The sequence below is a fragment of the Domibacillus sp. 8LH genome, from assembly GCF_038806185.1.
GTDB classification, from domain to species: Bacteria; Bacillota; Bacilli; order Bacillales; family Domibacillaceae; genus Domibacillus; species Domibacillus indicus_A.
Window position 1 is genome coordinate 1 of the sequence record NZ_JAVJNG010000023.1, and the last position, 26,158, is coordinate 26,158.

At 40.2% G+C, this 26,158-nt stretch carries 23 protein-coding genes and 1 rRNA gene; 16 read left to right on the forward strand and 8 right to left on the reverse strand.

Translation table 11 applies throughout. From position 1 onward, the window contains the following. The 3 genes from rrf to RG959_RS19135 all read left to right on the forward strand — a co-directional run. A 5S ribosomal RNA gene (gene rrf, locus RG959_RS25635) occupies positions 1 to 81 on the forward strand; the annotation flags it as partial. Between the two features lie 221 nt (positions 82 to 302). Continuing rightward, positions 303 to 743, forward strand: a complete 441-nt coding sequence (locus RG959_RS19130; protein WP_342798497.1) for a helix-turn-helix domain-containing protein — start codon at positions 303 to 305, stop codon at positions 741 to 743. Then, positions 740 to 1,921 carry a macrolide family glycosyltransferase gene (locus RG959_RS19135; protein ID WP_342798498.1) on the forward strand — a complete coding sequence of 394 codons (1,182 nt, stop codon included), beginning with the start codon at positions 740 to 742 and terminating at the stop codon, positions 1,919 to 1,921. The genes RG959_RS19130 and RG959_RS19135 overlap by 4 nt, the downstream gene beginning before the upstream one ends. A gap of 307 nt (positions 1,922 to 2,228) precedes the next feature. On the opposite strand, the gene RG959_RS19140 is transcribed toward RG959_RS19135, so the two are convergent. After that, positions 2,229 to 3,086 carry a sugar phosphate isomerase/epimerase family protein gene (locus RG959_RS19140; protein WP_342798499.1) on the reverse strand — a complete coding sequence of 286 codons (858 nt, stop codon included), beginning with the start codon at positions 3,084 to 3,086 and terminating at the stop codon, positions 2,229 to 2,231. A 322-nt stretch (positions 3,087 to 3,408) separates the two neighbouring features. On the opposite strand from RG959_RS19140, the gene RG959_RS19145 reads away from it, so the two are divergent. Next, positions 3,409 to 4,272, forward strand: a complete 864-nt coding sequence (locus tag RG959_RS19145) for a helix-turn-helix domain-containing protein (RefSeq protein WP_342798500.1) — start codon at positions 3,409 to 3,411, stop codon at positions 4,270 to 4,272. 291 nt (positions 4,273 to 4,563) lie between these two features. Here the strand turns inward: RG959_RS19145 and RG959_RS19150 are convergent, their stop codons facing one another. Then, positions 4,564 to 4,776: a Fur-regulated basic protein FbpA gene (locus RG959_RS19150; RefSeq protein ID WP_342798501.1), complete on the reverse strand. Its 213-nt coding sequence runs from the start codon at positions 4,774 to 4,776 to the stop codon at positions 4,564 to 4,566. Between the two features lie 796 nt (positions 4,777 to 5,572). Then, positions 5,573 to 6,940: an ATP-binding protein gene (locus RG959_RS19155; RefSeq protein WP_342798502.1), complete on the reverse strand. Its 1,368-nt coding sequence runs from the start codon at positions 6,938 to 6,940 to the stop codon at positions 5,573 to 5,575. Between the two features lie 487 nt (positions 6,941 to 7,427). Between RG959_RS19155 and RG959_RS19160 the strand changes: the two genes are divergently transcribed. Next, on the forward strand, positions 7,428 to 7,796 hold the full coding sequence (locus RG959_RS19160) for a hypothetical protein (RefSeq protein WP_342798503.1): 369 nt from the start codon (positions 7,428 to 7,430) through the stop codon (positions 7,794 to 7,796). 386 nt (positions 7,797 to 8,182) lie between these two features. Next, positions 8,183 to 8,401, forward strand: coding sequence for a hypothetical protein (locus tag RG959_RS19165; protein ID WP_342798504.1), 219 nt, complete (start codon positions 8,183 to 8,185; stop codon positions 8,399 to 8,401). A 389-nt stretch (positions 8,402 to 8,790) separates the two neighbouring features. Here the strand turns inward: RG959_RS19165 and RG959_RS19170 are convergent, their stop codons facing one another. Next, positions 8,791 to 9,141 carry a four-helix bundle copper-binding protein gene (locus RG959_RS19170; RefSeq protein WP_342798505.1) on the reverse strand — a complete coding sequence of 117 codons (351 nt, stop codon included), beginning with the start codon at positions 9,139 to 9,141 and terminating at the stop codon, positions 8,791 to 8,793. 714 nt (positions 9,142 to 9,855) lie between these two features. Between RG959_RS19170 and RG959_RS19175 the strand changes: the two genes are divergently transcribed. Beyond that, positions 9,856 to 10,170, forward strand: a complete 315-nt coding sequence (locus RG959_RS19175) for an MTH1187 family thiamine-binding protein (RefSeq protein WP_242236590.1) — start codon at positions 9,856 to 9,858, stop codon at positions 10,168 to 10,170. 70 nt (positions 10,171 to 10,240) lie between these two features. Here the strand turns inward: RG959_RS19175 and RG959_RS19180 are convergent, their stop codons facing one another. Further along, a complete protein-coding gene (locus RG959_RS19180; protein WP_342798506.1) occupies positions 10,241 to 11,080 on the reverse strand; it encodes an aldo/keto reductase in 840 nt (279 codons plus the stop codon). Between the two features lie 222 nt (positions 11,081 to 11,302). Here RG959_RS19180 and RG959_RS19185 point away from each other — a divergent pair, with 222 nt between their 5' ends. Together RG959_RS19185 and RG959_RS19190 are read left to right on the forward strand one after the other, a co-directional pair. After that, positions 11,303 to 12,430 carry an NAD(P)/FAD-dependent oxidoreductase gene (locus tag RG959_RS19185; protein ID WP_342798507.1) on the forward strand — a complete coding sequence of 376 codons (1,128 nt, stop codon included), beginning with the start codon at positions 11,303 to 11,305 and terminating at the stop codon, positions 12,428 to 12,430. Positions 12,431 to 12,712: 282 nt separating this feature from the next. Further along, positions 12,713 to 13,567 carry a dimethylarginine dimethylaminohydrolase family protein gene (locus RG959_RS19190; protein ID WP_342798508.1) on the forward strand — a complete coding sequence of 285 codons (855 nt, stop codon included), beginning with the start codon at positions 12,713 to 12,715 and terminating at the stop codon, positions 13,565 to 13,567. 321 nt (positions 13,568 to 13,888) lie between these two features. On the opposite strand, the gene RG959_RS19195 is transcribed toward RG959_RS19190, so the two are convergent. Further along, positions 13,889 to 14,800 (reverse strand): NAD-dependent epimerase/dehydratase family protein, encoded by a 912-nt coding sequence (locus RG959_RS19195; RefSeq protein ID WP_251274756.1) that lies wholly within the window; start codon positions 14,798 to 14,800, stop codon positions 13,889 to 13,891. Positions 14,801 to 15,068: 268 nt separating this feature from the next. Next, positions 15,069 to 16,646 (reverse strand): FAD-dependent oxidoreductase, encoded by a 1,578-nt coding sequence (locus RG959_RS19200; RefSeq protein ID WP_342798509.1) that lies wholly within the window; start codon positions 16,644 to 16,646, stop codon positions 15,069 to 15,071. 523 nt (positions 16,647 to 17,169) lie between these two features. Here RG959_RS19200 and RG959_RS19205 point away from each other — a divergent pair. The 6 genes from RG959_RS19205 (at position 17,170) to RG959_RS19230 (ending at position 23,939) form a co-directional block, all read left to right on the forward strand. After that, entirely contained in the window at positions 17,170 to 17,403 is a 234-nt protein-coding gene (locus RG959_RS19205) for a hypothetical protein (protein ID WP_342798510.1), read from the forward strand. A 523-nt stretch (positions 17,404 to 17,926) separates the two neighbouring features. Then, positions 17,927 to 18,979 carry a Gfo/Idh/MocA family oxidoreductase gene (locus RG959_RS19210; RefSeq protein ID WP_342798511.1) on the forward strand — a complete coding sequence of 351 codons (1,053 nt, stop codon included), beginning with the start codon at positions 17,927 to 17,929 and terminating at the stop codon, positions 18,977 to 18,979. Between the two features lie 115 nt (positions 18,980 to 19,094). Then, positions 19,095 to 20,690 carry a solute:sodium symporter family transporter gene (locus RG959_RS19215; protein WP_342798512.1) on the forward strand — a complete coding sequence of 532 codons (1,596 nt, stop codon included), beginning with the start codon at positions 19,095 to 19,097 and terminating at the stop codon, positions 20,688 to 20,690. 275 nt (positions 20,691 to 20,965) lie between these two features. Next, on the forward strand, positions 20,966 to 21,967 hold the full coding sequence (locus tag RG959_RS19220; RefSeq protein WP_342798513.1) for a LacI family DNA-binding transcriptional regulator: 1,002 nt from the start codon (positions 20,966 to 20,968) through the stop codon (positions 21,965 to 21,967). A 395-nt stretch (positions 21,968 to 22,362) separates the two neighbouring features. Continuing rightward, a complete protein-coding gene (locus tag RG959_RS19225) occupies positions 22,363 to 23,178 on the forward strand; it encodes an alpha/beta fold hydrolase (protein ID WP_342798514.1) in 816 nt (271 codons plus the stop codon). Between the two features lie 128 nt (positions 23,179 to 23,306). Beyond that, positions 23,307 to 23,939, forward strand: coding sequence for a CPBP family intramembrane glutamic endopeptidase (locus RG959_RS19230; RefSeq protein ID WP_342798515.1), 633 nt, complete (start codon positions 23,307 to 23,309; stop codon positions 23,937 to 23,939). Between the two features lie 330 nt (positions 23,940 to 24,269). Here RG959_RS19230 and RG959_RS19235 read toward each other — a convergent pair whose 3' ends face one another. Beyond that, positions 24,270 to 24,524: a DUF1292 domain-containing protein gene (locus tag RG959_RS19235; RefSeq protein WP_342798516.1), complete on the reverse strand. Its 255-nt coding sequence runs from the start codon at positions 24,522 to 24,524 to the stop codon at positions 24,270 to 24,272. Positions 24,525 to 24,931: 407 nt separating this feature from the next. Between RG959_RS19235 and RG959_RS19240 the strand changes: the two genes are divergently transcribed. Beyond that, positions 24,932 to 25,621, forward strand: a complete 690-nt coding sequence (locus tag RG959_RS19240; protein WP_342798517.1) for a metal-dependent hydrolase — start codon at positions 24,932 to 24,934, stop codon at positions 25,619 to 25,621. The last annotated feature ends 537 nt before the right edge of the window (positions 25,622 to 26,158 follow it).

A 26,158-nucleotide genomic window follows, 5' to 3' on the forward strand; every position in this document is an offset into this window, starting at 1 on the left:
CATCCCGAACACGGCCGTTAAGCTCTTCAGCGCCGATGGTAGTTGGGGGTTTCCCCCTGTGAGAGCAGGACGCCGCCAGGCAAACAATGAGGACAGCGAAAGCTGTCCTTTTTATTTTTCGGATTACCTTTATATAGTAAGCCTGCTCTAATCATTTGAGCGGGCTTTTTGCATGACTAAAACCGCTACCTTATTTTTAGGTCTTATATTTTCGCTACAAATTTTAACATAAGATGTTAATAACGGTTTATAGAATTTATTGGCAATCTTCTATATAGTTTATTCTATAAGGAGATGAAGGTATGATTGGTATGAATATTCGTGTGCTGCGCAAAAAGCACAAAATGAGTCAGGAAATATTGGCTGAGAGGGTCAATGTATCTCGTCAAACTGTGGCTAAATGGGAAAATAAGGAAGGATTACCTGATATACATAAGTGTAAAATACTAGCTGAGATTTTTGAGATCACATTGGATCAATTATCCAGCAATATGGATGTAGAAGAGATAGAACAGCTTGGTCCTAAAGGTAAACAGTTCTTTGGTGTTGTGAAGGTGGGCGAGCGGGGACAGATTGTTATTCCGAAACAGGCACGGGAAATGTATCAAATTCATGCAGGTGAAAAGCTTATAGTGTTGGGAGATGATGCCACAAAAGGGCTTGCTGTCTTAAAAAGTAATTATTTTTTAGAATTTGCAGATATGATCCGTAAAGCCGAATCAGCCGGAGAGGAATCAGAATGAGTAAAATTATATTCTTTTCAATTCCCGCACATGGCCATACCAATCCAACACTTCCGGTTGTCACCGAGTTGGTAAAAAGAGGACATGAAGTTTGGTACTATTCGTTTGTAGAATTTCGGGGAAAAATAGAACAAACCGGGGCTAAATTTATTTCTTGTGATAAATTTTTGCCTACTGTATCAGAAGAGGAATTGAACCGTAAGGCTGGAAAAGATTTTGCGGCTTTGATTGAAATGGTGGTGGATACGACAATTGCATTGGATGAAAAGGTATGCGCGGAATTAAAAGAATTTCAGCCGGATTGCATTGTATCGGACTCCGTATGCTTTTGGGGCAAATTATTCGCCAAAAAGTTAAGAATCCCATATGTCTGCTCGACAACATCCTTTGCATTTAATCAGCATACGGCCAAACTAATGAAACGAGGCATAAAAGAGCTGTTTCGAATGATTACTGGCATGCGGCGTATCAACAAAAAAATACAATTGTTAACGGCTAATGGATATCAAGTGGATCGTTTTATATCCATTATCCAAAATGACAATGAAACAGATACCATTGTGTATACGACAAAAGAGTTCCAGCCCTTGGCAGACACTTTTTCTGACAGATATACCTTTGTCGGCCCTTCTATCCGACAGTCTTCTAAGACACCGGTTGTTAAAAAACAAAGAAAAGTCATCTACATTTCACTAGGTACAGTACTTAATCAAAATAAAGGCTTTTACCAAAGTTGCATACAAGCATTTACAGACAGCGATTATGAAATCGTAATGTCCATTGGTGAGAAAACAGAGAGAGCTTCTCTTGGTCACATACCAAGCAATTTTATGATAAAAAACCGTTTGGATCAGGTCGCTGTTTTACAGAAGGCAGATGTATTTATTACCCATTGCGGAATGAATAGTGTGAATGAAAGCTTATATTATGGAGTTCCGATGGTGTTATATCCATTACATAGCGAACAAGGGCTAGTGGCTGACCGGGTAGCCGAGCTTGGAGCAGGAATCAAACTGCAGGGAAACAAGCCAAAAAATATTGCTAAAGCGGCAGCTGAACTACTAAGGGATCTGAATTATTACAAAAATGCACAGAAACTGTCAGTAAGTTTTCAGCATGCAGGAGGAGCATCAAAAGCAGCGGATGTAATCCTGGGTAAAGTGGGAAAGGAATCTTAATAGCCTGTAAAATTTCTTGAATAAATGATCGGAATCCATATCATAAATGTACTTAATGGCGTTCCGTATTACTAGAGTTTTTTATTTCATGACCTTCTGGAGGACATAACTCTGTCCCTTAATTATGGTTGGGTAAAGCAAGTGGGTTTAAATAGTGCTGTACATGACGGCATGTAAATTTGTTCACTGTCAGCAGTAAGCGTAAATGTTAAAATAAGAAATTTATAATAGAAAATGCTGATAAAAAGGCAGTATGATGTAAGAGACATCATACTGCCGTGCTGCGTATTCGCTATATTATATATCTTTAAGAACGTGAATAAGAATAGTACTTTTCCAACACTTCCAAAGTGGTTTCTTTTGCTTTTTTGATGACTTCTTCCGGATCCATTTGATAATATTCTGGTCTAAACAGCTCAATGGATACTGCGAAATCATAATTTAATTCTTTTAATCTTTTCAAATGTGCTTCTAAATCAATGACACCGTGTCCAGGCCATACTCTGTCTGTATCGCGCATTTGGCCAACTGGAAAACCGTCTACATCGTTAATATGGAAAATAAATAATTTTTCTGCTGTTTCATCTGTTACATCTTCTAGTCTTGACCCCATTCCAGTGAATTGGAAAGTATCATATACAAGACCCACATTGTTTCTATCAACCGCTTTTACAATCTGGTATGCTTGCGCGAACGTATTCACTGTATTTTCCGGAATTCCGATAAATTCAAGGGCAATCTTTACTCCATAAGGCTCTGCTAAATCAGATAGAAGGCTTAAAACACGGATACAGCTTTCATTTACTTCTTCCGTTAATGTTTTTCCTTTTTCTGTTACATCAATATTAGAAGGCACAACACAAATATATGAGCAATCGATTTTTTTACAGATCTCTAAGTACTCTTTGAATTCTTCGATAACGGCTTCTTCATCTTCTTTTGTGCGGTTATTGAAAAAGCACAGTGCATTTAGAGAAAGCGGTTTAATGTGATGGGTGTCAAAATATGCTTTTAAATCGTCTAATGTATTTTCTTTTAAATAATCTTTCAGCTGGTCGATTGAGCGAATTTCAATAAAATCGTAACCGTGTTTTTCACAGTAATCTAGGTTTTGTTGTAGAGAAGCGCTTTCAAATGTTGTTCCTTCGTTGAATGCTAATTTCATGGGTATTCCTCCTGATAAGAAATAGATTTCATCTATTCTTTTATTAACACTTCACGTGTTTTGATTTTTGTATGCGCTTTTAGTTTAATACATCTGTTCCTTTTCGACTCTGCAAAATCTTGCTTAAAAATTGCGGTTTGGTGCTGTTTTTTATTCGCTGGATCCCTTTTAGCTAAGGGTGAGAACGTTTTAAAAAGTACCTAAGGTGAATGTACCGTGTTAAAATAAAACTATTCACCTGGTTCCCGTATCATTATCTTTTAAGCCCGTCTGAAAAAACAATGATGTCCAATCAGGGTGACAATGTGTGAGAGGTGAAAAAATGAATTTCTATATTCCAAAAGTAGAACCAGGCATCAAGACAAAAAAGGGATTATATTTTTATGAACCTTCCGCTTTAACGAAAGAACTCTATCATTATGTTCTATGGGGCGGTGAATATATAGTAGATGTTCCATACAGCATCACACGCGACTACATGAAGTCTTTTATCCTTTTTTATATCAAAAAGGGATCCATGCATTTTCACTATTTAGGCCAATCATTTACAGCCTCCAAAGGTGAGATTGTTCTTTTGGACTGTAAAGAAAAAAATCACTATCACTCAGCGGAAGAAACAACCTTCCAATTTATTCACTTTACCGGAAAGCATACGCAGGATATGTATAACGAGTTATATAAAAGAAAGGGATGTGTGTTCAAACTGCCCACTGAAAAAAATAATATCCCTCATATTTTATCTCTTATGGCGTCAAACCAGGAAATAGACTTTGAAATCTCTCTTCAAATTTATGAGCTGCTCGGCAATTTATTAGAAAGCACCCGCAGTACGTTTGAAAAAAGAGAAGTGAAAGCTGTAAACATACCAACGGAAATTCAAGCTGTACTGGCGTATATTAGCGAACATTTCTCATCAAAAATTACGGTCGAGCAGTTGAGTGAAATATCTAATTTAAGCACGTATCATTTTTGTCGTACGTTTAAAAAATATATAGGAACCAGCCCTCATCAATATCTCTTAAATTACAGGCTGATTCAGGCTAAAAATTTATTGGTGGAAACCAGCCTGACCGTCGAGCAGATCAGTATTGAATGTGGGTTTAATGGGATAGGTCATTTTATTAAAGCATTTTCTCAATCAACAGGAGGCATTACCCCTGGGAAGTTCAGAAAGCTTTGTTTTTAATAAGAGGAAGTTTAGACATGTTCTGCCTGCAGGCACCATTGTGGCAGGTTAAAAATAATAACAGTTAAGCAGAAAAGAACGTTGACTGAGGGGATTAACAGTAAAAGCATAACAAGATGCATGGTTGTTATTCATATATGTTCATTTAAAAAAAGAAGTAGGATGGCGCATAGCCATCCTATTTTGATTCATATAGCAATCGCCGAGTACAAAAATGAACAAAAAGAATCTGTTGTAAAGGCCGCGACTTTTCATCATCCTGAAAGCTCAGCCATTCACTGAACAAAAAATTCAATTCATTTTGTTCGCTTTTTTATTGAACCAGCGGATAGATCCAAGTTGGCTATGTGGATGCTGAGCTCCCTCAAATTTATTATATTCACCTTCTAATTCACCTAAAGAGTTTTCAAAAAGATGCTTTTCATTAATCTTAAACACGCCAAAAGCAATGAGTTTGTTAATTAATTCCGTACGTCTATTTTCTACTGCTTCCCGAAGAATCATCTCAATTCCTCCTTGCCTTTTATTCGTTTTACAGAAAATAAAAAGGCTCTTGTTATAAACAAGAGCCTCTGGTGATCCAGTCGGTTTTTCTAAGTTATATAAACATTTTAATTCATATTATACCTACTTGTCAAGTCGGTTTTCGAAAGGGTTTTTTGTATACCGGATAGTCAGGATGGTTAATAAAAGAAGAATATATTCCTGTAGCAAAGTGGCTGCTCCTATAACATAACGAAAATAATCAAAAATAATGTATACCATTTATTTTTGCAAAAGTGTATGTTACGTATGTGCACTCTTTAAGTTCGTTTTGTCGATGGAAAAGGTTATACACTCTCTTTGACGGCAGGAAGACAAGCGGCATTTCCTTTTTTAAAAGAGGCAGGCTGCTTAACGGAAGAGTAAGGGAGCGGCAGCTGGAAAGAACATTGATCCGGTCAGTACACCGAAGGAAGCGGGCATTGATTACCCTTTATTCGTTTTCATTTATCCAGGCGCATCAAACAGGTGATGTACATTCCGTCCCCTGATGCCGGCCCCATTAGTCAGCAGAGTCTAGGCGATAAGACCAGCACAACTTAAATTGTGATTCAACAGTTTGTCCAAACTGCTAAATAAGTATGAAAAAGCTCATGATTATCCGGTTGATAATCATGAGCTTTTTACGTTCTTATAGAGCAATATAACAATAAAAACTTATAGGTGTTTTTAATATTTCGTAAAAGTGTATGTTTGTGTTTACTCAAGGTAAACGCTCTTAAATTATTTTTATACAAGAAAGCAATTGTTCGCTCCTTTACTTACCTGCTTTAAAAGCAGGGAGAGGAGCTGTATTTTCTTTTTTACTGGCAGGCAGGCTGATGACTTGCTCTGCAGGCTGCTCAGTAGAAGAATGGGAAGGGTCAACTGCCGGAAAGAGGATCGTAAAACAAGTGCCTTTGCCTATTTTACTGTCCACTTTAATTTCACCCATCATCGCTTTTACAATACTGAAAACCACCATTGTGCCAAGCCCGGTACCGTCTACTTTTGTGGAAAAGTAAGGGGTTCCCAGCCGCTCAATTTGTTCATTTGTCATGCCAACTCCTGTATCTTCCACTGTCATGACTATTTTTCCATTCAGCTCCTGAAGCTTAATGATTAATTTTCCTCCATGAGGCATGGCCTCAATGCTGTTTTTTATAAGGTTGATCAGGCATTGATGGAATTTTTCACGTTCACCGGCAACATGGATCGCTTCTGTTTTTTGGATATCAATCTCTACGGTGTTTGCCAAAGCAAGAGGCGTTACGTTTTTTAGGACCGTATCCAGTTCTTTATTCAATTCCAACATCTCTATTTTTTCTAATGAAGGTGTAGCAAATGTAAGGTAATCGGTAATAACGGACGCTGCTTTGTCTAATTCTTCAAGAGAGATGGAGATATAAAGATTTTTTTCTTCTGCGGTAAGACTCTGATCACTCAGTAATTGAATAAACCCTCTAGTAGCTGTAAGCGGGTTTCTTACTTCATGGGAAATGCTTGCAGCCACTTCACTCACTGATTTTAACTTTTCAAATTTTCTGATTTCTTCGGCGAGGGCTATATCATTTTTTGCTTTCTCGATAAATTTAACAAATAACAGAACGCCAGCTATTTGAAGGTATAGGAATACGATAAAAGACAGAAGATCTTTTGTATTCATGATATTTGAAACAAATAAACTGAGTGTTGTCCCTGTAAAGAGCGCTGAAAGAAAAGCAACTTCCATAACGCAGCGCATTTTTTTTGTTAAGTTAACCGCTCTTTCAAAAAAAGGAATCGTAAACCAAAGAGAAATAAACAAGATTGTGCTGCCTGCTAAATTGATATAGAAGCCGGAACTACCAAAGCCTAAACGATAAGTAATTAAAATGAAAAACAAAAGAAAGGCAATTCTGCGGCCACCATAAAAAGCACCGACTATAAAGGGGACGTAACGCATATCGATCAACTGGTCAGGACCAATTGAGATAGAGAACGTCATACATAAGACAATAGCACTTCCAGAGGCCAGAAAAATTAACAGCTTGTTTGTTAATTGATGAATCTTCTTTTCAATAAACTTAAGGTATACAAAGAAAAAAAGAAAAATAAAAAATAGATTTAACAATAAGATTTGAAGATCAGAAAATACGTTAATCACTTCTTTTACTCCTTCCTACTGTTGCTCATCAATTTATGTATACAATGAAAAATGACTGCTTAATCAGACCGTCAAGACATGCAATAATCTATGAACCTTTCTTTTTTTATTATCCTACAAAGTAAGTGATATCCCTACATTTTTTATGCGTCAAATTACGACAAAAGCGGCATCGGTTAGTGTATCCTTTCTAAAGGAAAAATAGCAAAACGGATTAATTGCTCTCTTTTTGAATAGTATGCGGGTGTTTACAAATGCAGGTTACGTTGGTAAAGGTAAAAGAGAAGAATTGGTCCGCTCATGAAGGAAAAGCGAGTACCGTATCTCTTTTATAGCGGATAAGTTCGTGTGAACGCAGACATTGTCCAGTATTCTGAGTAGGTGAGAGTGGTTGATCAACGAACCGCCTTATCGCTGATTACGTGACGGGTCTAATGTTATGCGGTTGCAATGTAACAAATGAAATTCGAGTGTAGGAGGAGATAAAATGATTGAAAGCTTTCGAGAGTACGTAAATCGGTCTGAAGCAGCTTACAAGGCTGAAAATGAAATTATAGAGGACAAGCTGAAGGCGGGTATTAATGGACTTGAATGGCTCGTTCTGAATACACTCGTGGATGAGAGACGGAGTGAATCATTAAAAAACTGGACGGAGTCGGCAGTGGTAAGACTATCCGGAAAAGAACCGTTAGAATTGTTTATAGATGCTGTGCATGTTGATCCGCTGACATTTTATGATCGTTACAAATTAAATTGGCACGTTACGTTTGACGAGGCATTGACATATTTAGCGCTTTTAAGAGAGCGTGATTATGACCGCTATTTTAACGTTTTGCAAATGATTTATCAAAAATGAGGTGCGGAGCCGGCTGCTTCTTTAAGTGAAAAGTCGGCTCGCTTTATTTTCCCGGCTTTTTACGAAGCGGACAAGCACCGGAGTGCAGATCGCTGTGCCAGGTCAGAACCGAGGTAATGCTGTTTGTTTATTTCAAAGAGAACTGGATAGGCCCAGGCGATTGAAGAGGAGCATGTTATCGAGCAGAAAGCTAAAAAACGAAAAAGAAGTACAGCGGCATTCTCGGTGACTTATTCAGTGAGCATGAATACAGCCCGCGTTGGTAAAACTACATGTGTGTTCAATTTAGCAGCAGTTATGTTGATGAAGTATTACATCTTCGACAGTTTAGGATAAAAATGCAATGGTATGGAGCTAGTTTGATGTGTGGAAGGAGTTAAAAGATAATGGCAAACAAAGATAAGTCTTTAACTGGATCGATTGAGACAAATGAAGAAGTACGTAACCCTAATGCAGATCCACAGGAGAACTATTTAGAGCCGAAAAAAGACGAGCCAAGTGACCAGTTTATATCCGCTGATATAAAAGAGCTAGAACCCGTTAAACCATCGTTGAATGAAATCAAACGTAAGGATAGCGATCAAAAACACACAACCAAAACATGACTGGCCCAGAAATTTTGGAAAGATATATAGTCTTTAATATGTACACATACATCTGAGTCTAAATCCATAAATTGAGCGGAGCATAAAGGTTAATGTGTTTTGTAAAAGAAGGGCTGTTCAAAAAGCTAGTTTTTACTGATTTTGAGGACAGTCCTTGCTGTTTAAGTTTACATACGCTGTCAGGGGCTGCTTCATGTATAAAGACATAGAGGTAGAAAAAGTGACCTTTCACTAAATGAAAGATCACTTCATGATTATTTTATAACGATGACTAAATTGGCCACTATAGCTTCTGCCTATTTATTTGCCATACAAGTAAGCTTTTTGATAGTTAAGGCTCATTTTTCCCGTCATTATGAAGCAATTCTTAAAAAGAGGGTTTTCAGTCGTTAAGAAGCTATATTTCTGCAAGCTTTTGCACATTCACGGCAAATTTGAGCGCATTCCTGGCAGTAAGTATCTTTGAACGCTGCGCATTCTTCTGCACATGCTTCACAAATAGCAGCGCAAAGCTGGCAGTATTGTTGAGAGAATGGGCTGTTGCGGCCCGCAATAGATGCTGCCTGCAAACAAACTTGAGCGCAATCTTGTAAGGTTTGGATACATTTGATTCTCGTTTGGATATCCAATTCCTTTAAGCAGTTAGTTGTACACTCTTCGCAAGCTCTGGCACATTTTAAGCATGCTTTAATGCACTGGTCTACTGCTGCTCTTATTGAGGATGTTGATAATACGCTCATTCTACCCGCTCCTTAGAAAGTGAATTTTAAACAATATTGATTCTATGTCGGTCATTTTCCTTTATGACATTCTTATAAAAGGTCCTATAACCAATAAAGGATGATCCATATTAGTTTGACTAATATGGATCATCTTCTTATTCCTTTACCTTGTGTAAGAACAGTCATGTAGAAACTGCCTACTTAAAAATGGTGATTAGCTATCAAGTCACTTTTTTTCAGAATGGTTGTAAATCGCATAAAACAGAAGAACATAAAAAGGGACCGAAAAAGATAGAAAATCATAGAAGCTGATGAAGTCCATGTATCGTACTCCTTTCATACTGACTGACAGGAACTCTTGCTGCATCTCAATGTTAAATAAATAAGCCCTCTGCTTTGAGTCAGGGAGACCGTGAAACAACACTCTTAGCTGTTTTCAGTAAGCATTGACTTTTTGCACTGTAATTAGTACGTTTCCTTGTTGTATTCTCTGTTACTGTTCCCGGTATTTTGTCCATATACCCTGGCAGCCAGAAAATGTGTTGCAAGGCTAAGGTACTCCAGCGTGATAGGGGTTATACGATTTGGCGCAGAGACGGATTGCTGCTAAGCGCACTTCGCTTTATTTAACCATTCTAGTGCTGTACGTTATAATGGTAAAAGCGTCTGTCTAGATTGGATAGATGTCAGTTAGCTTCTTCATTGAAATACATAAAAGGATTGGTGAACAAAATGGCAATCGTTGATGTAACGGTTATTCCTGTTGGCACACAAACACCAAGTGTCAGCAGCTATGTGGCAGATATCCAAAGAGTATTAAAGGAATATGAGGAAAAAGGGGAGATACGTTTTCAATTGACACCCATGAATACGATCATCGAAGGCGATCTGCCTAAATTGTTTGAGGTGATTCAAGCGATGCACGAAGTCCCTTTTGAAAAAGGACTTGCCCGAGTGTGTACAAATATTCGAATCGATGACCGCCGTGATAAGAAACGTAAAATGGAAGATAAAGTCGAGCGGATAAAGGGCCTGCTTGAAGAATAAGAACTTTTGCGCGTAATGGGATCTACAGAGAAACAGGAGAACTGATCAGTTCTCCTGTTTTTCATTTTCTTTAAAATTCTTCATATACAGCGGGATCCTGATCGTTAATTCTACCGTCAGGGCGGGTTAATTCTGAAATCAGGCTTATTTCTGTTTCATCGAGAGAGAATTCAAAAATAGAGATGTTTTCAATTTGCCGTACAGAAGAAGCGGATTTCGGAATAGAAACGGCTCCCAGCTGATAATGCCAGCGTAGAACAATCTGTGAAACGGACTTGTTATGGTACTGGGCCATTTGCTGAATGGTCTCATTTTCTAACAGATGATTTGCCCGGGCTAATGGACTCCAGGATTCTGTCACAATGTTATGTTCTTGATGCCATTTTCTTTGCTGCTCCTGATTGAAAAAGGGATGCAGCTCAATTTGGTTGACGCTTGGCTTAAAGCCCGTTTCTTTTTCCAAACGCTCAATATGCTCAGGCAGGAAATTGCAGACACCAATGGAGCGAATAAGACCCCATTTTTGGGCGTCAATTAAGGCCTGCCACGCTTCTACATACAAGTCCTGCTTCGGATTAGGCCAATGAATTAGATATAAATCATAATAATCGAGGCTGGCGCGGTACAAGGATTCTTGAATGGTTGTGACGGCTTTATCATAGTTTTGATAACGGCCCGGCAGTTTAGAGGTAATTCGCAATTCCTCCCTTGGAACAGAGCTGCGCTTGACAGCTTCGCCCACGGTTCCTTCGTTTTCATAATTATACGCAGAATCAATAAGCCGGTAACCTGCATGAATGGCATTTTGGATCGCGCTGGCACCTGCATTCCCGTTAAGCGCATATGTACCCAAGCCTATAACCGGCAATGTTAGCCCGTCATTGAGTGTAATCTCTGGAACTTTATGCATGATCCATCCCTCCTTTAAGTATATTTCTATGTTACCATAATTAGGAATGAGCGTCAGGGATTAGCGCCGCTGGGATCAATAAAGCAAATAGTAAACAGAACACCAGCAGGATCATTTCATTTCGCAGCCAAGCACATGCCGCTTTCTTTATACAATCCTTTGCGGTAAGTTATAATACATAACAGGAATGAAACGTTAATGGTAATGGAAAGGTCTGTGAATATGAAAAAGGTTATAGTAGTAGGAGCAGGGATTCTCGGGGCATCAGCAGCTTATCAATTAGCGAAACTGGGTGCTGAGGTCCTGATTATAGACCGCAAAGATAAAGGACAGGCGACCGATGCAGCTGCAGGCATTATCTGCCCTTGGCTGTCACAGCGGCGCAACAAGGCCTGGTACCAGCTCGCAAAGGAAGGGGCACGTTTTTACCCCGGGTTGATCGAAGAACTTAAAGATGAAGGCGAGACAGAAACGGGCTATGCTCAAGTAGGTGCTCTCAATGTCCATCACGACATAGAGAAAATAAAGAAAATGGCAGAGCGTGCCGAAATACGAAAAGCAGATGCACCGGAAATCGGTGAGGTTGTTTTGCTTGATGAAAAAGAAACCCGGGATCGATTTCCACATCTTTCTGAACAATACCAGTCTGTTTATGTCAGCGGAGGCGCCCGTGTGGACGGCCGTGCACTGCGCGATGCGCTGTTGCGGTCCGCACAAAGAAACGGCGCCATCCTTGTAACAGGGAATGCTGTACTTCAATACGAGGCGAACCGGGTAACAGGAGTCACGGTTGGCGATGAAAGCTATTCGGCTGACGAGGTGATTGTTTGTGCAGGTGCCTGGGCAAATCAGCTGTTAGCGCCTTTAGGCATCGATTTCAAAGTAAGCTTTCAAAAAGCACAAATTTTGCATGTGGAGGTTCTAGACGCGTCGGGCACAAGCACATGGCCTGTTGTAATGCCGCCTTCTAATAAATATATTTTAGCTTTTGATCACCAGAGGGTTGTCATAGGGGCGACTCATGAAGATCCTGTGGACGGTTATGATACACGCATTACGGCAGGCGGCATGCAGGAACTCTTGGACAAAGGCTTAGAAGCAGCGCCTGGTTTATCGAATAGTACGTTTCAGGAGATAAGGGTTGGCTTTCGTCCCTACACCGCCGATTTCCTTCCGGTGATAGGTCCTATCCCTGGCTGGGAGGGTCTTATCGTAGCGAATGGGCTTGGGGCGTCTGGTTTAACGACAGGGCCATATCTCGGGAATCAGCTGGCAAAGATGGCGCTCGACATGGATATAGATATCAATATTAGTTATTATGATGTTCAAAAAGCAATGGGGGATAATTGATCTTCCATTGCTTTTTGTCTTTCAAGAGAGATACCTCACAGAGTGAACGTGTAAGCTGATCGGTATTGACATATGTTCAGCCAGAATAAGCCTTTTTGTGCTGGGGTTTGCAAGGACAGCGGTTGGAGGGTTTAATACAACATGGAAATTTATATGGTATTTTAGTGAAAACCATCTACTTCTTCTCAAAGTGGATGGTTTTCTAATTTTATTTCATTTATTTATGAATACCTAACAAAAGGGAAGACTACATAAAACAGTACATTTTAAGAGGAGTTAATCATGGAAATATTGTCAAAAAAATTCGGGAATATACAATGTAACAGTGAATATGAGGAACTGCACCGAGTGATTTTATGCGAGCCTCAATTTATGACTATACGGGATGTGATTAATGAAACGCAAGAGTATTATAAGCATGAAAATATTAATATTGACCGTGCAATACAGCAGCATAATCAGTTTTGTCAACTTCTTAATGAACACGGAATAGAGGTGATTAAGCTTTCACCTTCTAAACAGTATCCGGAGCAAGTCTTTACTAGAGACATCGGGTTTACAATCGGCCAAAATATTTTTACTGCTGAAATGGCCGCGGACATCCGGCAGGGAGAGGAACATGAGCTGAAAAAATGGCTTGAGTCAGAGCAAATTTCTTATCACGCCCTAAGCGAAGATTCGATTGAAGGCGGGGATGTCATCGTTGATGGACACAATCTCTATGTCGGGATCAGCAGTCGAACAAATAAAGCATCCATTCAAGAACTTACACGTTTATTACCGGGATACGAGATCCTCCCTATTTCTTTAAATCAAAGATATTTGCATTTAGACTGTGTTTTTAATATTATTTCGCCAGAAGAAGCATTAATTTTCCCAGAAGCCATTGACCAAATTACAGTAAATATGCTTTCATCAAGATTCGATTTAATTGAAGTAACTGAAAAGGAGCAATTTACACTTGGAACAAATGTACTTTCAATTGGACGAAAAAAGGTATTTAGTCTGATGGGAAATCATGATGTAAACAATCGCCTCAGGGAGCGGGGGTATCATGTAATTGAGGTTGATATCACAGAGATTATTAAATCCGGAGGCTCTTTTCGCTGTTGTACATTGCCGATTCTACGTGGGTAAGACAAGAAGCTTCAACGGATAACAAGCAGGTACGGTAAAGTCATTTATCTTGGCAAATAGGCTTGGGGCGTCCGGTTTAAGGTTGGGGCCATATCTTGGGAACCAGCTGGCAAGGACGACACTCGAAATGGCTTTAAGCATAAATATAAATTATTATGATATTTAAAAAGCAATGGGGATAGTGGATCCTCCATTGCTTTTTGTCATTTCAAAAACACTCTTTCCTTATTTAGGAGAGGGAGCTTTCTTTTATCCAAGTTTTCATATTCAGTTTGTTTCATCCAGCGCAAAACTGGAGCTGGTTTGTTACTGTGATCCTTTTTATATATCTGTATTTAATAAAGCAAGCTGGTCCTCCGGCAGTGCCTTGGTTTTACCATCACTATTAAGAACATTGCGCCATGTGTAACGTGGTTCATAGCCGAGGACCTTCCGGGCTTTATCGATGGCCATAAGAGTCTCATGTCCTTCTACAGGCCTCTTTAAAGAGACATCCGGGAAAAATTTATCCACCAATTCCTGACTAGTTTCTGGGAAAATGGTATCCGGTGCCGTTATATGAAATATGTCAAATCCTAAATTATCCTTTTCGATTGCAAGCAGGCAGGCTCTTGCAGCGTCCCTGACATCACAATAGGCCCACGCATTTTTCTTTTGGACATCCCTTTGTCCTTCTTCACTCCAATGCATGATAGGGATTTTCTCGTATTCATCCGGTTCATACATATTGGCAAAGCGAAGCGCCACAATTTGTGTGTTCGCAAGCTTGTGGAACATTTCGGAAAGGATTTCAGTCAGCCGTTTTGCCATTGCGTATGAGGACTTCACGATGGATGGATGTTCTTCGTCCACAGGCAGGTAACTTAGATCTTCCGCAACAAAAGGGTATCCCAGAACAGTCTCACTGGATGCCCACACAACCTTAGGTATTTTAAGGTCTTTACAAGCTTCAAGGATATTAAAATTAACGAGCATATTATTTTCAAATATGGCCTGGGATGTATTCCGCACATCGGTAGGAATATTCCCTAGGTGCACGACTGCATCACACCCTGCTAAAAGCTGGCAGACCTGGCCATAATCACGTAATTCGGCCTGGATAAATTTTTTTGATTCAGATTCTTCCCTTAATTTTCTATCTGTAGCAATAACGTCATGACCAGCTTCTAATAGAGTTCTTACAGTCCAACGGCCAACTTTTCCTGCTGCACCTGTTACCACTACTTTCATCATTCCACGCTCCTGTTTTTACATTTCGATATCAGTGTAATACAGTAAAATTTTTGTTTTAGAAATGTGATCAGAACATAGTAAAAAATACCGAAAAGCGGCTGTCTTCTCAGTACGTTACACCCAATATCTTTGTTAGAGTTCCCTGTTGCCACTGTTTTATTAGCAGAAGTTCCATATAGAAAATAATGGTGGGCAGGCACTTGTCTGCCACCGGTATCTGAAAAAAGCAAACCACAGCGAAGTGCTTCCGCTGCGGTAACATCAACCGTTAATAGCCGGAATCTTCTGAGGTAAGATTGTCCAGCATACGATGGTTGTATTGCTGCAATGGTTTTTCAGCTGGACCTTCAATTACTTCTCCTGTATACGAAAACCTGGAGCCGTGACATGGGCAATCCCAGGTACGGTCGCCGTTGTTCCATTCGACTTCACACCCTATATGGGTACAGGTTGTATCTACAATATACAGTTTTCCTTCCTCATCTTTATAAGCACCTTTTCTATGTCCTTTGACAGTAATTACGGCACCTTCACCGTTGGATAAGTCTTCAGCACTCTTAGCAGGCAAATCAAGTTTTCCTTTAATTAAATGGGCGGCCACACTAGCATTCTCTACTAGAAAATTTTTCAGGCTTGGATGTGCATAGAATCGCGAAGGTGTATATAAATCTTGATAAACATTTTTTTTGTCCAAAATGATATCTCGAAAGAGCAGAGCGGCGGCAGTCCCATTAGACATTCCCCAGTTCCGGTAACCGGTAGCAATCAAGATATTTGGCTGGCCTGAGGTTATCTCACCGATATAAGGAATTTTATCAAGGGTGGTCAAGTCCTGAGCTGACCAGCGGTATACCATTTTATCAAGACCAAAAACCTGCTGGCCAAAGATCTCTAAGGCCTTATAATGTTCCAGCGTGTTCCTTCCTTGGCCAACCTTATGACTCTGACCGCCAATAAGCACGATTTCTTCTCCATTAATCGTTGCAGAACAGAGTGAACGTGTCGGCTGGTCGGCACTGATATACATTCCGCCAGGATACGCTTTCTTTGTCTTGGCCGCCAGAACATAGGAGCGAACCGCATACATTCTTGTAGAATAAAACCCCAGGCCTTCATAAAATGGAAAATGCGAACAGGCCAGAACGTGGCTGCCCGTGGCACGTCGCCCCTCACGGGTAAGAACGGTTGGCTGCTTTCCAGTTTCAATATTAACAGCCGTGGTGTTTTCAAAGAAAAGCCCGCCTTTTTCCATGATAATTTGGATAAGGTGGGCCAGGTATTTAATTGGATGAAATTGAGCCTGGTTTTTCATAATCAGCCCATTTTGCATATCTATCTCGAAAGGAACCGTGTTAATCAGCGTACCGTCTATACCGATATTTTCATAAGCTTTTGCTTCTTTTTCAATCCTGCGAGCGTATTGATCCGTAGCAGCGTATATACAAGCGTCCTGCAGGCTGAAATCACAATAGATTTGATGTTGTTCTACGGTTTTTTTGATAAAGTTTAGGGCTTCTATATTGGCTTCGTAGTATAAACGCGCCTTGCTCTTTCCGAAATGGCGAATGAGTTCATCGTATAGTAGCTCATGCTGGGCAGTAATTTTAGCGGTAATGGTTCCCCTTGGGCCGTTCAGCAATTTCCCCGCCTCTAAAACGGCAACCTTCAGGCCTTCCTTTGCTAAAAGGTAAGCAGATGTGATTCCGGTGATACCGCCACCTACAATAACCACGTCTACATGAATATTCTTATCTAAAGAAGGAAAATCCGGCAAATCAATAAAACCTCTCCAGTTTGGCTCAGGAACCTGCGGTAATGTTCCGCTTTCCTGATCGTTGTCAGTCATAGAAAATCCTCCATACGGTATTTCGATTATATTAGGGTTTCCTATTATGAAAGAAGTATACGTGATCTGTAATCAGTGAAGTCACAGCTGCTGTATGGAAAATGGTCCGAGGATATTTGTTATTTATAAGTCGTTTACTAACCATCTGAATGAACTGCCCGCTTATTTAGCGAATAATTCAGAGATGATTCAAAAATAGAGGTAAAGGAGCTGCAAAAAAAGCAGCATTTTAAAATGAAAAGAGAAGAAATAAACAATAAAGTTGGTCTAAAGTGTGAAAGAGAGTGTTAGGAGCAAAATAGAGATACTACGAAAAAACAGGTTTTTTTTCTAACAAGCTTTAAACAGTTGCCTTGTAAAGTCATGGCATAGGGGGCAACACTGCTGTTTTTAAGATAAATAAAATGCATAAAAAAAGGGTAATAAAAAGAAGGGGCCAAGTATCTGATGAAGGAAGTATTAGTGAGGGGAAAAGAGGGAGCGTTTTTTCTTTAATGATCACAATAACAGTAAGGTGAAGGGGATGAGAACCATTCAAAAAGTAGAGAAAGCTTGTTGGAGTATGTATATTATATCACTCGTTGTGTTTTGGATTATACAGCAAGTAGATCCTGTTATAGCTCTTGTACCCGCCATAACCTGTGTTCTTGGTCTAATAGGAATAACTATATTGCCAAGTCCCCCTTCTAAAAATGAAAAAGTAAGTGAGACTTTTCCCGGCAAAGAAGATATGATGGATACCTCCTTGCCTAAATAGCTTAGTTTTCTACAGCTTTACGAAGCCTGGCAAGGTGAACGTTGTTTTGTCCTAAGATTTGAACACTTACAGCAAGCTGAAAGAAATTTCAGCTTGCTTTTTTGCAAATAAGGAAAACGTTTACCTTAAAAAGGGGATGGGAGATGTTTTTTAAGCCTAACCTAAACAAGTTTAAGGTATATAATCCCCTTGGTAAATAAGGATTTTTAAAAAATACTTCTGTTGACTGTCATTTTTTCACTAATTAAAACATTGACTTTTACATAATCGTGTTATTATAATGAACCCATTAGGAAAACGTTTACCTTTTTTGAAAAATTTATGTTTTACTCTATTTTAAATTAACGTATATTTTTTATTTGCTAGCAGCTGAGGTACAGAGAAGAGAATTATTCAGAACATTTCATTTGTTGGGATGTTTAAGTAAGCGCTTTATCGTATTAGGGGCTTAAAGGCTGGATAAGAAAGTTTATAGACGCATCTTCGAGAAAAATTATGAGATATAGGAAGGTTGGGAGACATGATGGCAAAAGTGAAAGTTGGTATCGTAGGATTAGGCAGACTAGGAAGACAGCATGCAGAGAATTTGGCATTTCGCATCCCCAATTGCGAATTACTGGCTGTTTGCAGTGTAATTCAAGAAGAAGCTGAACAAGCTCAAAAAGAATGGGGTATTAAATACGCCTACACCAATTATGATGAAATGCTCCAAAATAAAGAGCTCGATGCGATCTTTATTGCTTCGCCATCCGGATTTCATTGTGAACAGATTGAGAAAGCCTTGAATGCTGGCTTCCATGTATTCAGCGAAAAGCCGCTTGGATTATACCTGGAGGAAGCATTGCGTGTCCAAGAGGTCGTAAATAACCATAGAGACCAGGTGTTCATGATCGGTTTCATGCGCAGATATGACAAGTCATATGCGTATGCAAAAAAGAAAATTGAGGAAGGAAAAATTGGCGAACCAGTTTTAATTCGCTGCTATGGACTTGATCCGTCAAAAGCGATCAATGGCTTTATGCAGTTTGCGAAAAACAATTACAGCGGCGGTTTATTTTTGGACATGGCCATCCATGATTTAGACCTGGCTAGATGGTACTTAAGCTCGGAAGCCAAACAAGTATGGGCCATTGGCGGCGCCTATGCTCATCCTGAATTTGAGCAGTTAAACGATGCAGAAACGGGCACCGCACTGGTAAAATTCGAAAACAATAAAATGGGCATTTTTGTAGCGGGCCGCAATTGTGCACATGGGTATCATATTGAAACCGAAATTATCGGTACAAATGGTACGTTGAGAATTGGCACTACTCCTGAAAAAAATATGGTTACGGTATTTGATGATACGGGAGCTGTAAACGAATGTGCGGAAGGGTTTTTAGAGCGCTTTGAACAGGCCTATTTAAGTGAAGCAGAAGAATTTATTTCTTGCATCCGGGAAAACAGACAGCCAAGCGTGACAGTTGAGGATGGTGTGTTATCAACAGCTCTTGGCTATGCGTGCAAGGACTCGTTTGAAACAGGAGAACTAGTTACAGTTCAGTCTCCATATAAAGCGCTTCCGTCATCTATTTAATAAAGGAGGGGCATACTGTTATCCGTTAAAAGTAAGTATGCCCTTTTGGTTTTCATTTGATTGTATAAAAACGAGGTAAAACTCTGCATGACAGAATTTCAAGGAGGACAGCATTATGTTTTATGTAACCGTTATCACCTTTCTTCTATTTACAGGATTTATCGCATGGTATTCATGGTATAAAACGAAAGATGTGAATTTGGAAAGTTCAGATGGCTATTTTTTAGGCGGGCGGAGCTTAACAGGTATTTACATAGCGTTTTCCTTAATTTTAACCAATTTATCCACGGAACAAATGGTGGGTTTAAATGGACAGAGTTATTCTACTTCAATGGTCGTAATGGCATGGGAAGTAACAGCGCCGCTTGCTTTAATTTTTATGGCGTTTGTGTTTTTGCCAAGATATCTGAAAAGCGGGATCAGTACAATTCCAGACTTTTTGGAGCAGCGCTATGATGTACGGACGAGACAAATTATTTCTGTATTGTTTTTACTTGGTTATGCATCTTCTTATCTTCCTACCGTTTTGTACTCCGGTGCAATCGTTTTAGATAGTATTTTTAGCATTTCGGATGCATTGAATACAGGAACGTTTATGACCGTTTTTCTCATTGCACTTGCAACAGGTGTCATTGGATGCTTCTACGTTGTATTCGGCGGAATGAAAGCGATTGCGGTATCAGATACATTATACGGTATATGCCTTATCATTGGCGGGTTCATGATTCCGATTCTCGGTTTGCTTGCACTTGGACAAGGAGACATCGGTTCTGGTGTGGATAAATTACTGCATTCCAATCCCGATAAATTAAATGCCATTGGCGATCATTCATCCAGTATTCCCTGGCCAACTCTTTTTACGGGGTTATTAGTCAATAATTTGTTTTACTGGTGTACAAATCAAGCCATTGTACAGCGAACATTTGGTGCGAAAAATTTAGCGGAAGGACAAAAAGGGGTTTTATATGCCGGCTTCTTTAAAATATTTGGCGCCTTTTACTTGGTTGTTCCAGGAATCATCGCTTTTCACATGTACGGAAACTCTTTGAAAACAGCAGATATGGCGTATCCGCAGCTCATTGTTGATATCGTCCCGGTGGCGTTCTCCGGTTTTTTTGCAGCCGTGCTGTTCGGAGCCATTTTAAGTTCTTTTAACGGTGCATTAAATAGCTGTATTACATTGTTTACGCTGGATATCTATAAGCCTATTTTCAAGCCTCAGGCGAAAGAACAAGAGCTTGTCAAAGTTGGAAAAATATTTACGCTTATTTTAGCGGGTGTTTCTGTTGTGATCGCGCCGTTGGTGATGTTTGCGCCATCCGGGCTTTATACGTATCTTCAGGAAATGTTCGGATTTTACAATGTGCCTATTATCGCGGCTGTCATGGTTGGGTTTTTCAGTAAAAGGGTACCAGCGCTTGCCCCTAAAATCGCCCTGATTACGCACATCATTTTGTATGCACTCTCTAAAGTGTTCTTTGGGGAAATCAATTTCTTGTACATACTTGCTGTCCTGTTCCCTGTATCGGTCTTGGTGATGCTGATCGTTGGAAAGCTTGCGCCGAGAGAAGCGGCTTTCGAACTGGTAACTTCCAACAAGGTGGATTTAATGCCTTGGAAGTACGGGAAGCTTGTGGCTGTCGTTATTGTAATTCTTATGATTGGCGTATATACTTTGTTCTCTCCTATAGGATTAGCGGCAGGCTTATAATAAACCTTAATTTCTTTCACTTTTATGATAACGAGTTAATCATGGCTAATTAATTTTCGGATTTTTACGGATGCACATTTATTACAGGCAGTTCGCCGTTAGCGATACTGCCTATTTGTGCAGCACGAGAGCCGTTTTATACCATTTATTGTTTGCGATGGATACAAGAGGGCAATGGCTTTAATATATGGGATGACAGTCTGCGTGGTATAATAACATCAGTATTTTACATAAATGATATGTACATAAAAAGCAGGGAAGAAAGGAGGGATATTATGAAAGTAAACATACATAGCGTCGCTCGAGAAGCAGGTGTTTCGATTGCCACTGTTTCAAAAGTGATCAATCACACTGGAAGTATTAGTGAGCAGACGAGAAAAAAAGTGCTGGAGGCAATGAATAAACTTAATTATCACCGCGACGTAGCAGCGGCTTCTTTAAGAGGAAAGCGGACAAACGCCATTGGGCTGCTTGTTCCGGATATCTCCAATCCCTTTTATGCGGATATTGCGAGAAGTATTGAAGACCGCAGTCGTGAGTTAGGATTTAGTGTGATGATGTGCAACACAGATAATGACGCAGATAAGGAAAAAACCTATTTATCGCTCCTAACGAGTCAGAGAATCGATGGCCTTGTAGTCTCTTCCGCTTTTCGAAGCACAGACTTGCTCGAAGAGATGATGGAAAAACAAGGAATTCCCATTGTGTTAATCGCTTCTGAAATTCCGAAGCTGTCCATCAATACGGTAACGGTTGATGACTATAAAGGAGGATATTTAGCAACTTCACACTTGCTGTCCTTAGACCACAAAAGAATCGCCATTATCGCTGAAAATGTTCGAAGCAATGAGCCGCGTCTGGCTGCCTTTAAAGATGCGATGCAGGAAGCTGAGCTGCCTGTACCAGATGAGTACATAGTAAAAACGGAAGCTTTAATCCAAAAAGGATACGAAAGTGCCAAACAGCTCCTTTCATTGAAGGAAAGGCCTACGGCTATTTTTGCCTGCAATGACTTGCTGGCAGCTGGAGTTATACAGGCTGCTAAAGAAATAGATTTGAGCATCCCACATGATTTATCGGTTGTCGGATTTGATAATACGGTATTATCCACTACAACCTCTCCCATGCTGACAACCGTTTCCCAGCCGATAAAGGAGATGGGAGCAAAAGTAGTGGAGCTATTAATGCAGGAAATGGAGGCATCCCGGCCTTATAAGGAGCGACTGCTTCTTTCCCCAGAATTAATTGTCAGGCAATCAACAGCTTCTTTGCCTTAAAGCAGATTGTTTTTGGGGAGTGTGGATGGGAAGTCTCAAACAAAAGCCAACCATTTAATTAAATATAGTGAAATGATCCCTTATAGCAGCACTTGCTTAGAGGGATCTTCTTTGTTTTTGAAACAGTTTTTGGGGGGGGGGAACCTAAAACGATACATTTTTACTTAGCATGTGCCGCACAGGAACGCTGGCTAGGTAATGAAAAAAACACGCTCGATCACAGTATAAGAGCAGGAATATTTAGGCGCATTACTGTAACATGCTTTTTTCGACACTGCGTTTTGACACACTGAAAATTAGGGTATTCGAAAAAGACTATGAACTGAAATAGAATTTAGTATGCACTTTTTTGTTATCTGTTCTTCATTTTTCTGTGTGAGGAGGGAAATCCGCTTATGCCATATGCTGCTATCCGTGAAGATCTTTCACTGTACTATCATGTAAAAGGGGAAGGACTGCCAATTGTCTTTATCCATCCGTTTGTGATGGGCCACAATGTTTTTAAACATCAGGAACCCCTTGCTGACAGATATAAAACTATCTTTTATGACCTCGCAGGCCATGGCCAGAGCTCGAAAGGAACAAGTCCTTTATCCATCGAGCTTTTTGCGGAGGACTTGAAGAAACTACTCGATCAAATTGGCATTGAAAAAGCGGTGGTCTGTGGATATTCGTACGGCGGCCTGGTTGCCCAGGAGTTCGCTTTAACATATCCCGAACGGACACTGGCAATAATCTTGTCTGGTGGTTTTTCCGAAATAAATAATCTCACGCCGAAAGTTTTCATTAAATCGGTGATGGCACTGGCAAAAATCCGGCAAATCGGCCTTGCTGCAAAACTCCAGGCAAAGCTGAATAAATGCTTTCCAGAAGATGAGAAAGAGATTTATGAGTACGCCCGAAAATCAGATGCTGCACGTTCATATGAATTTTGTAAAGCAGGACTGCATTACAAATCCACTAACGTCCTTCACCGATTGAACATGCCGATCCTGCTCGTATACGGATCGCTGGAAAAACCCATGCATCATTACCGGATTCCTTTTCAGCAGGCGGCGCCTCAAACAGAAGTGGTATATATACAAAACGGAACTCATCAGATTCCACCGAGATCTTTTTCGGAGTTCAATGCAGTTGTGGACCGCTTTTTGCAGCCAATCAAAGAAAGATGCATGCAGGAGCAGAAAAAGAAAGAAACGGAGTCTTCCTAAAAGGAAGGAAGATAGACGCAGCTTCAAAAGCATTAAAAAAGATCTGTTTTTTTATCCATCAGACAGCAGGACTTTTGGTGAAATAAGAATGCCAGTGAAGCAAATACAAAACAGCCTTGGGGGTTGCGATGAAGAATTTCGTGCGCTTAATAGGACCGTCTTTAATGATTTTGATTGGGCTGCAGCTGCTGGAAAGTGTCGTTGCCACATTTGTGCTGTTTTACAGCTGGCTGCTGGCTGTGCCGCTTATCGACAAAGCTTTCCCGAAAGAAAGAGTACAAGTAACAAAACAAGCGGTTATTTTAGGACTTGGAAGCGGGCTCCTGTTTTTCCTGTTCGTTTTCGGAGGCCTGAAATGGCTGCATACCTATCTTCTGGATATCGGTGAGCTCCGTACACTGCTTATGAAATGGGGGTTCTCTGGCCCTGGAGAGATCGGGCTGGTCTTGGTACTTCTCCTTGCCAATCCGATCTTGGAAGAATTGTATTGGAGAGGGTATATGTATGAAAAGCTGAGAGCAAACGGGAAAGCAGTATACACAATTTTGATGACCGCCTCTTTCTATACACTTTATCATCTCCTTTCGGTAATCCCGATGTTTCAGGGGGTATCCAGCGTTACAGCAATTCTACCTGTTTTAATTGCCGGACTTTTCTGGGGATATACAAGAGAAAAAACAGGATCCATTATCGCAGCCGTGATCAGCCACGTATTGGGAGACCTCGGAATCGTTGCGTCTTACTGGTTTATTCTAAGGTAAAAGAGGACAAATAATATGGTCGATTCGAAATGCATCCCAGCCATGCAGCGGCAGACTGGGAGGGTGTCTTCATTTGCTTACGGCAGATGTCTTCTGATTATTAAATCCTGAGCCGAAAAAGAGGATGTAAGGTCAGTTTTAGTCTGAGGCCAATATTTGCTTTAAAAACTTATAGGCTTGAAATAAAAAGGTTTATCGGCATTAGAAGTAAAAAACCGCCTGCTATCGAATAGCAGACGGTCACGACTTCGGAGGATATCTCCTGTTTTTTCAAGAAGCCCCGAGTCAAGCTTTGCGATGGGCGGAATCGCCAACTTTTAGGTTATGTGCTCAGGACTCTTCAAAGGCGGCGGATATTTTGCGAAATTCTTCTTCATCTTCAATGACGGAAAATTGCTCGTCGTCCTCTATTTTAAGAAAAAAGACGTTGATTTTTTCTGTCGTGTTTTCTTGAATGTCTTCGACAAACCCGGCGGCTGCGTAGTCTGTTCCCTCAAGACTTAACGTTTCGAACACTTCAATTTCCCGCTCCTGATCATTTTCATCTACAAATGTAATGATATCGCCGGCTTCAATTTTTTCCATTTCTGTTCCCCCTTGATATCCTTTTATCCTTATTGTTTCCGTTATTTTACCCAATGGTTATCAAAAAAATCTTCTGGTTCACCAACAGATCTTTGGGTACCGTTTCTTTTGTGTTTTTTCTGCTCTATCTGACATGGGGGAAGTTCCCTGTACCCAATGTCCCTTTAAGCATTCTTCTGTAAGATGAATAAATTCTTGTGCTGCGTGGCTGTTTTCCGAACTAAAAGTGATATTCATCTTCGTTACAAGCGGATGGACGGAATAGGATAAATCGCAGCTTGGCTTGAACTGTGCTATGGCTAAACCCTGAACAAGCATATTGCTTGGCAGATTTATCTAAACAATCTACTCTGTAAGAAGAAGTATCCAGCTTCAAACTGAGAAAGTTAAATAAAGGAGGCAGTAGGATGAAAATTACATACCATGGCCAGTCAACAATCTTAATTGAAACAAACGGAAAATCTCTTGTTATTGATCCGTTTATTAGCGGAAATGCTGCAGCAAAGGTGAAAGTCGAAGATATTAAAGTAGAGGCTGTTCTTTTGACACATGCTCACGCTGACCATATTTTAGATGCAGCGCCTATTTCCAAGGCTAATAATGCACCGGTCGTTTCTAATCCTGAATTGGCTGCATACATGTCCTGGCAGGGTGTCGAAACAATTGGAATGAATATTGGCGGTACTCTGGATCTTGACTTTGCAAAAGCAAAAATGACCCATGCTTTCCATAGCTCAGGCATCATTGATGAAGAGAACAAAAACATTCTTTATGGCGGTATGCCGAGCGGATTCATTATTGAAGCGGAAGGAAAAACAATCCTTCACGCTGGAGATACTGGGCTCTTTGGCGACATGAAAATGATTGGGGACAGACATGATATCGATATTGCCTTTCTCCCAATCGGCGATCATTATACAATGGGACCGGAGGATGCCGTACAGGCTGCTGAATGGTATAAAGCTAAATTGATTATTCCCATACACTACAATACTTTCCCTGTTATTGAACAGGACGGAGATGCGTTTGTGAGGGCTTTGGAAGAGCGCGGCCTAAAAGGAAAAGTGCTTCAGCTTGGGGAAAGTGTAGAATTATAATAAAACGTGAAAAGCTGCTTTCATTAAAGGCAGCTTTTTCTTTTGAAAAATGTCAACGTTTAACCAGTGCCTGAATATCCAACATTTTAATATAAACGCTTTTTTTGTTTCGCGTATATTTTTTGCGATCTCTCCAAGCCCCAGAGTGCTTCAAAAAGAATTTCCTGCTTTTTCAGAGGCATTCTTTGTTCATTTTCCCAGTGACATCTGTGTACTCCTGCATCATACTTTTTCCCCTAAGTGCGCTGTTTAATACGTTCATCTCCTATCAGAAATGGATAACCCATACATAGCTTGTCCAAACATATATTTTCCTCCAGCATCTGATCTTATCGGTGTGAAGGAAACAGCTTTTATTGTCGTTTTTCTCATTCTTGCCACTGATCAGTAAGCGTTCATTTCTTGGTGATTCTCGAAGTATTCCTGCAGGTTTGCTCCGTTTATTGGCGGCCGGCATGCTTTCCACATGAGTACGGTCAATCCATATTTTGAAATCCTTTCATGGATGGATTTTATTGATTGATGCAGTCTAATAAG

What these genes read in the sequence shown, in the direction of transcription:
- RG959_RS19130 (WP_342798497.1), top strand. Translation starts at nt 303, where the DNA reads ATGATTGGTATGAATATTCGTGTGCTGCGCAAAAAGCACAAAATGAGT.
- RG959_RS19135 (WP_342798498.1), top strand. Translation starts at nt 740, where the DNA reads ATGAGTAAAATTATATTCTTTTCAATTCCCGCACATGGCCATACCAAT.
- RG959_RS19140 (WP_342798499.1), bottom strand. Translation starts at nt 3,086, where the DNA reads ATGAAATTAGCATTCAACGAAGGAACAACATTTGAAAGCGCTTCTCTA.
- RG959_RS19145 (WP_342798500.1), top strand. Translation starts at nt 3,409, where the DNA reads ATGAATTTCTATATTCCAAAAGTAGAACCAGGCATCAAGACAAAAAAG.
- RG959_RS19150 (WP_342798501.1), bottom strand. Translation starts at nt 4,776, where the DNA reads ATGATTCTTCGGGAAGCAGTAGAAAATAGACGTACGGAATTAATTAAC.
- RG959_RS19160 (WP_342798503.1), top strand. Translation starts at nt 7,428, where the DNA reads ATGATTGAAAGCTTTCGAGAGTACGTAAATCGGTCTGAAGCAGCTTAC.
- RG959_RS19165 (WP_342798504.1), top strand. Translation starts at nt 8,183, where the DNA reads ATGGCAAACAAAGATAAGTCTTTAACTGGATCGATTGAGACAAATGAA.
- RG959_RS19170 (WP_342798505.1), bottom strand. Translation starts at nt 9,141, where the DNA reads ATGAGCGTATTATCAACATCCTCAATAAGAGCAGCAGTAGACCAGTGC.
- RG959_RS19175 (WP_242236590.1), top strand. Translation starts at nt 9,856, where the DNA reads ATGGCAATCGTTGATGTAACGGTTATTCCTGTTGGCACACAAACACCA.
- RG959_RS19180 (WP_342798506.1), bottom strand. Translation starts at nt 11,080, where the DNA reads ATGCATAAAGTTCCAGAGATTACACTCAATGACGGGCTAACATTGCCG.
- RG959_RS19185 (WP_342798507.1), top strand. Translation starts at nt 11,303, where the DNA reads ATGAAAAAGGTTATAGTAGTAGGAGCAGGGATTCTCGGGGCATCAGCA.
- RG959_RS19190 (WP_342798508.1), top strand. Translation starts at nt 12,713, where the DNA reads ATGGAAATATTGTCAAAAAAATTCGGGAATATACAATGTAACAGTGAA.
- RG959_RS19195 (WP_251274756.1), bottom strand. Translation starts at nt 14,800, where the DNA reads ATGATGAAAGTAGTGGTAACAGGTGCAGCAGGAAAAGTTGGCCGTTGG.
- RG959_RS19200 (WP_342798509.1), bottom strand. Translation starts at nt 16,646, where the DNA reads ATGACTGACAACGATCAGGAAAGCGGAACATTACCGCAGGTTCCTGAG.
- RG959_RS19205 (WP_342798510.1), top strand. Translation starts at nt 17,170, where the DNA reads ATGAGAACCATTCAAAAAGTAGAGAAAGCTTGTTGGAGTATGTATATT.
- RG959_RS19210 (WP_342798511.1), top strand. Translation starts at nt 17,927, where the DNA reads ATGGCAAAAGTGAAAGTTGGTATCGTAGGATTAGGCAGACTAGGAAGA.
- RG959_RS19215 (WP_342798512.1), top strand. Translation starts at nt 19,095, where the DNA reads ATGTTTTATGTAACCGTTATCACCTTTCTTCTATTTACAGGATTTATC.
- RG959_RS19220 (WP_342798513.1), top strand. Translation starts at nt 20,966, where the DNA reads ATGAAAGTAAACATACATAGCGTCGCTCGAGAAGCAGGTGTTTCGATT.
- RG959_RS19225 (WP_342798514.1), top strand. Translation starts at nt 22,363, where the DNA reads ATGCCATATGCTGCTATCCGTGAAGATCTTTCACTGTACTATCATGTA.
- RG959_RS19230 (WP_342798515.1), top strand. Translation starts at nt 23,307, where the DNA reads ATGAAGAATTTCGTGCGCTTAATAGGACCGTCTTTAATGATTTTGATT.
- RG959_RS19235 (WP_342798516.1), bottom strand. Translation starts at nt 24,524, where the DNA reads ATGGAAAAAATTGAAGCCGGCGATATCATTACATTTGTAGATGAAAAT.
- RG959_RS19240 (WP_342798517.1), top strand. Translation starts at nt 24,932, where the DNA reads ATGAAAATTACATACCATGGCCAGTCAACAATCTTAATTGAAACAAAC.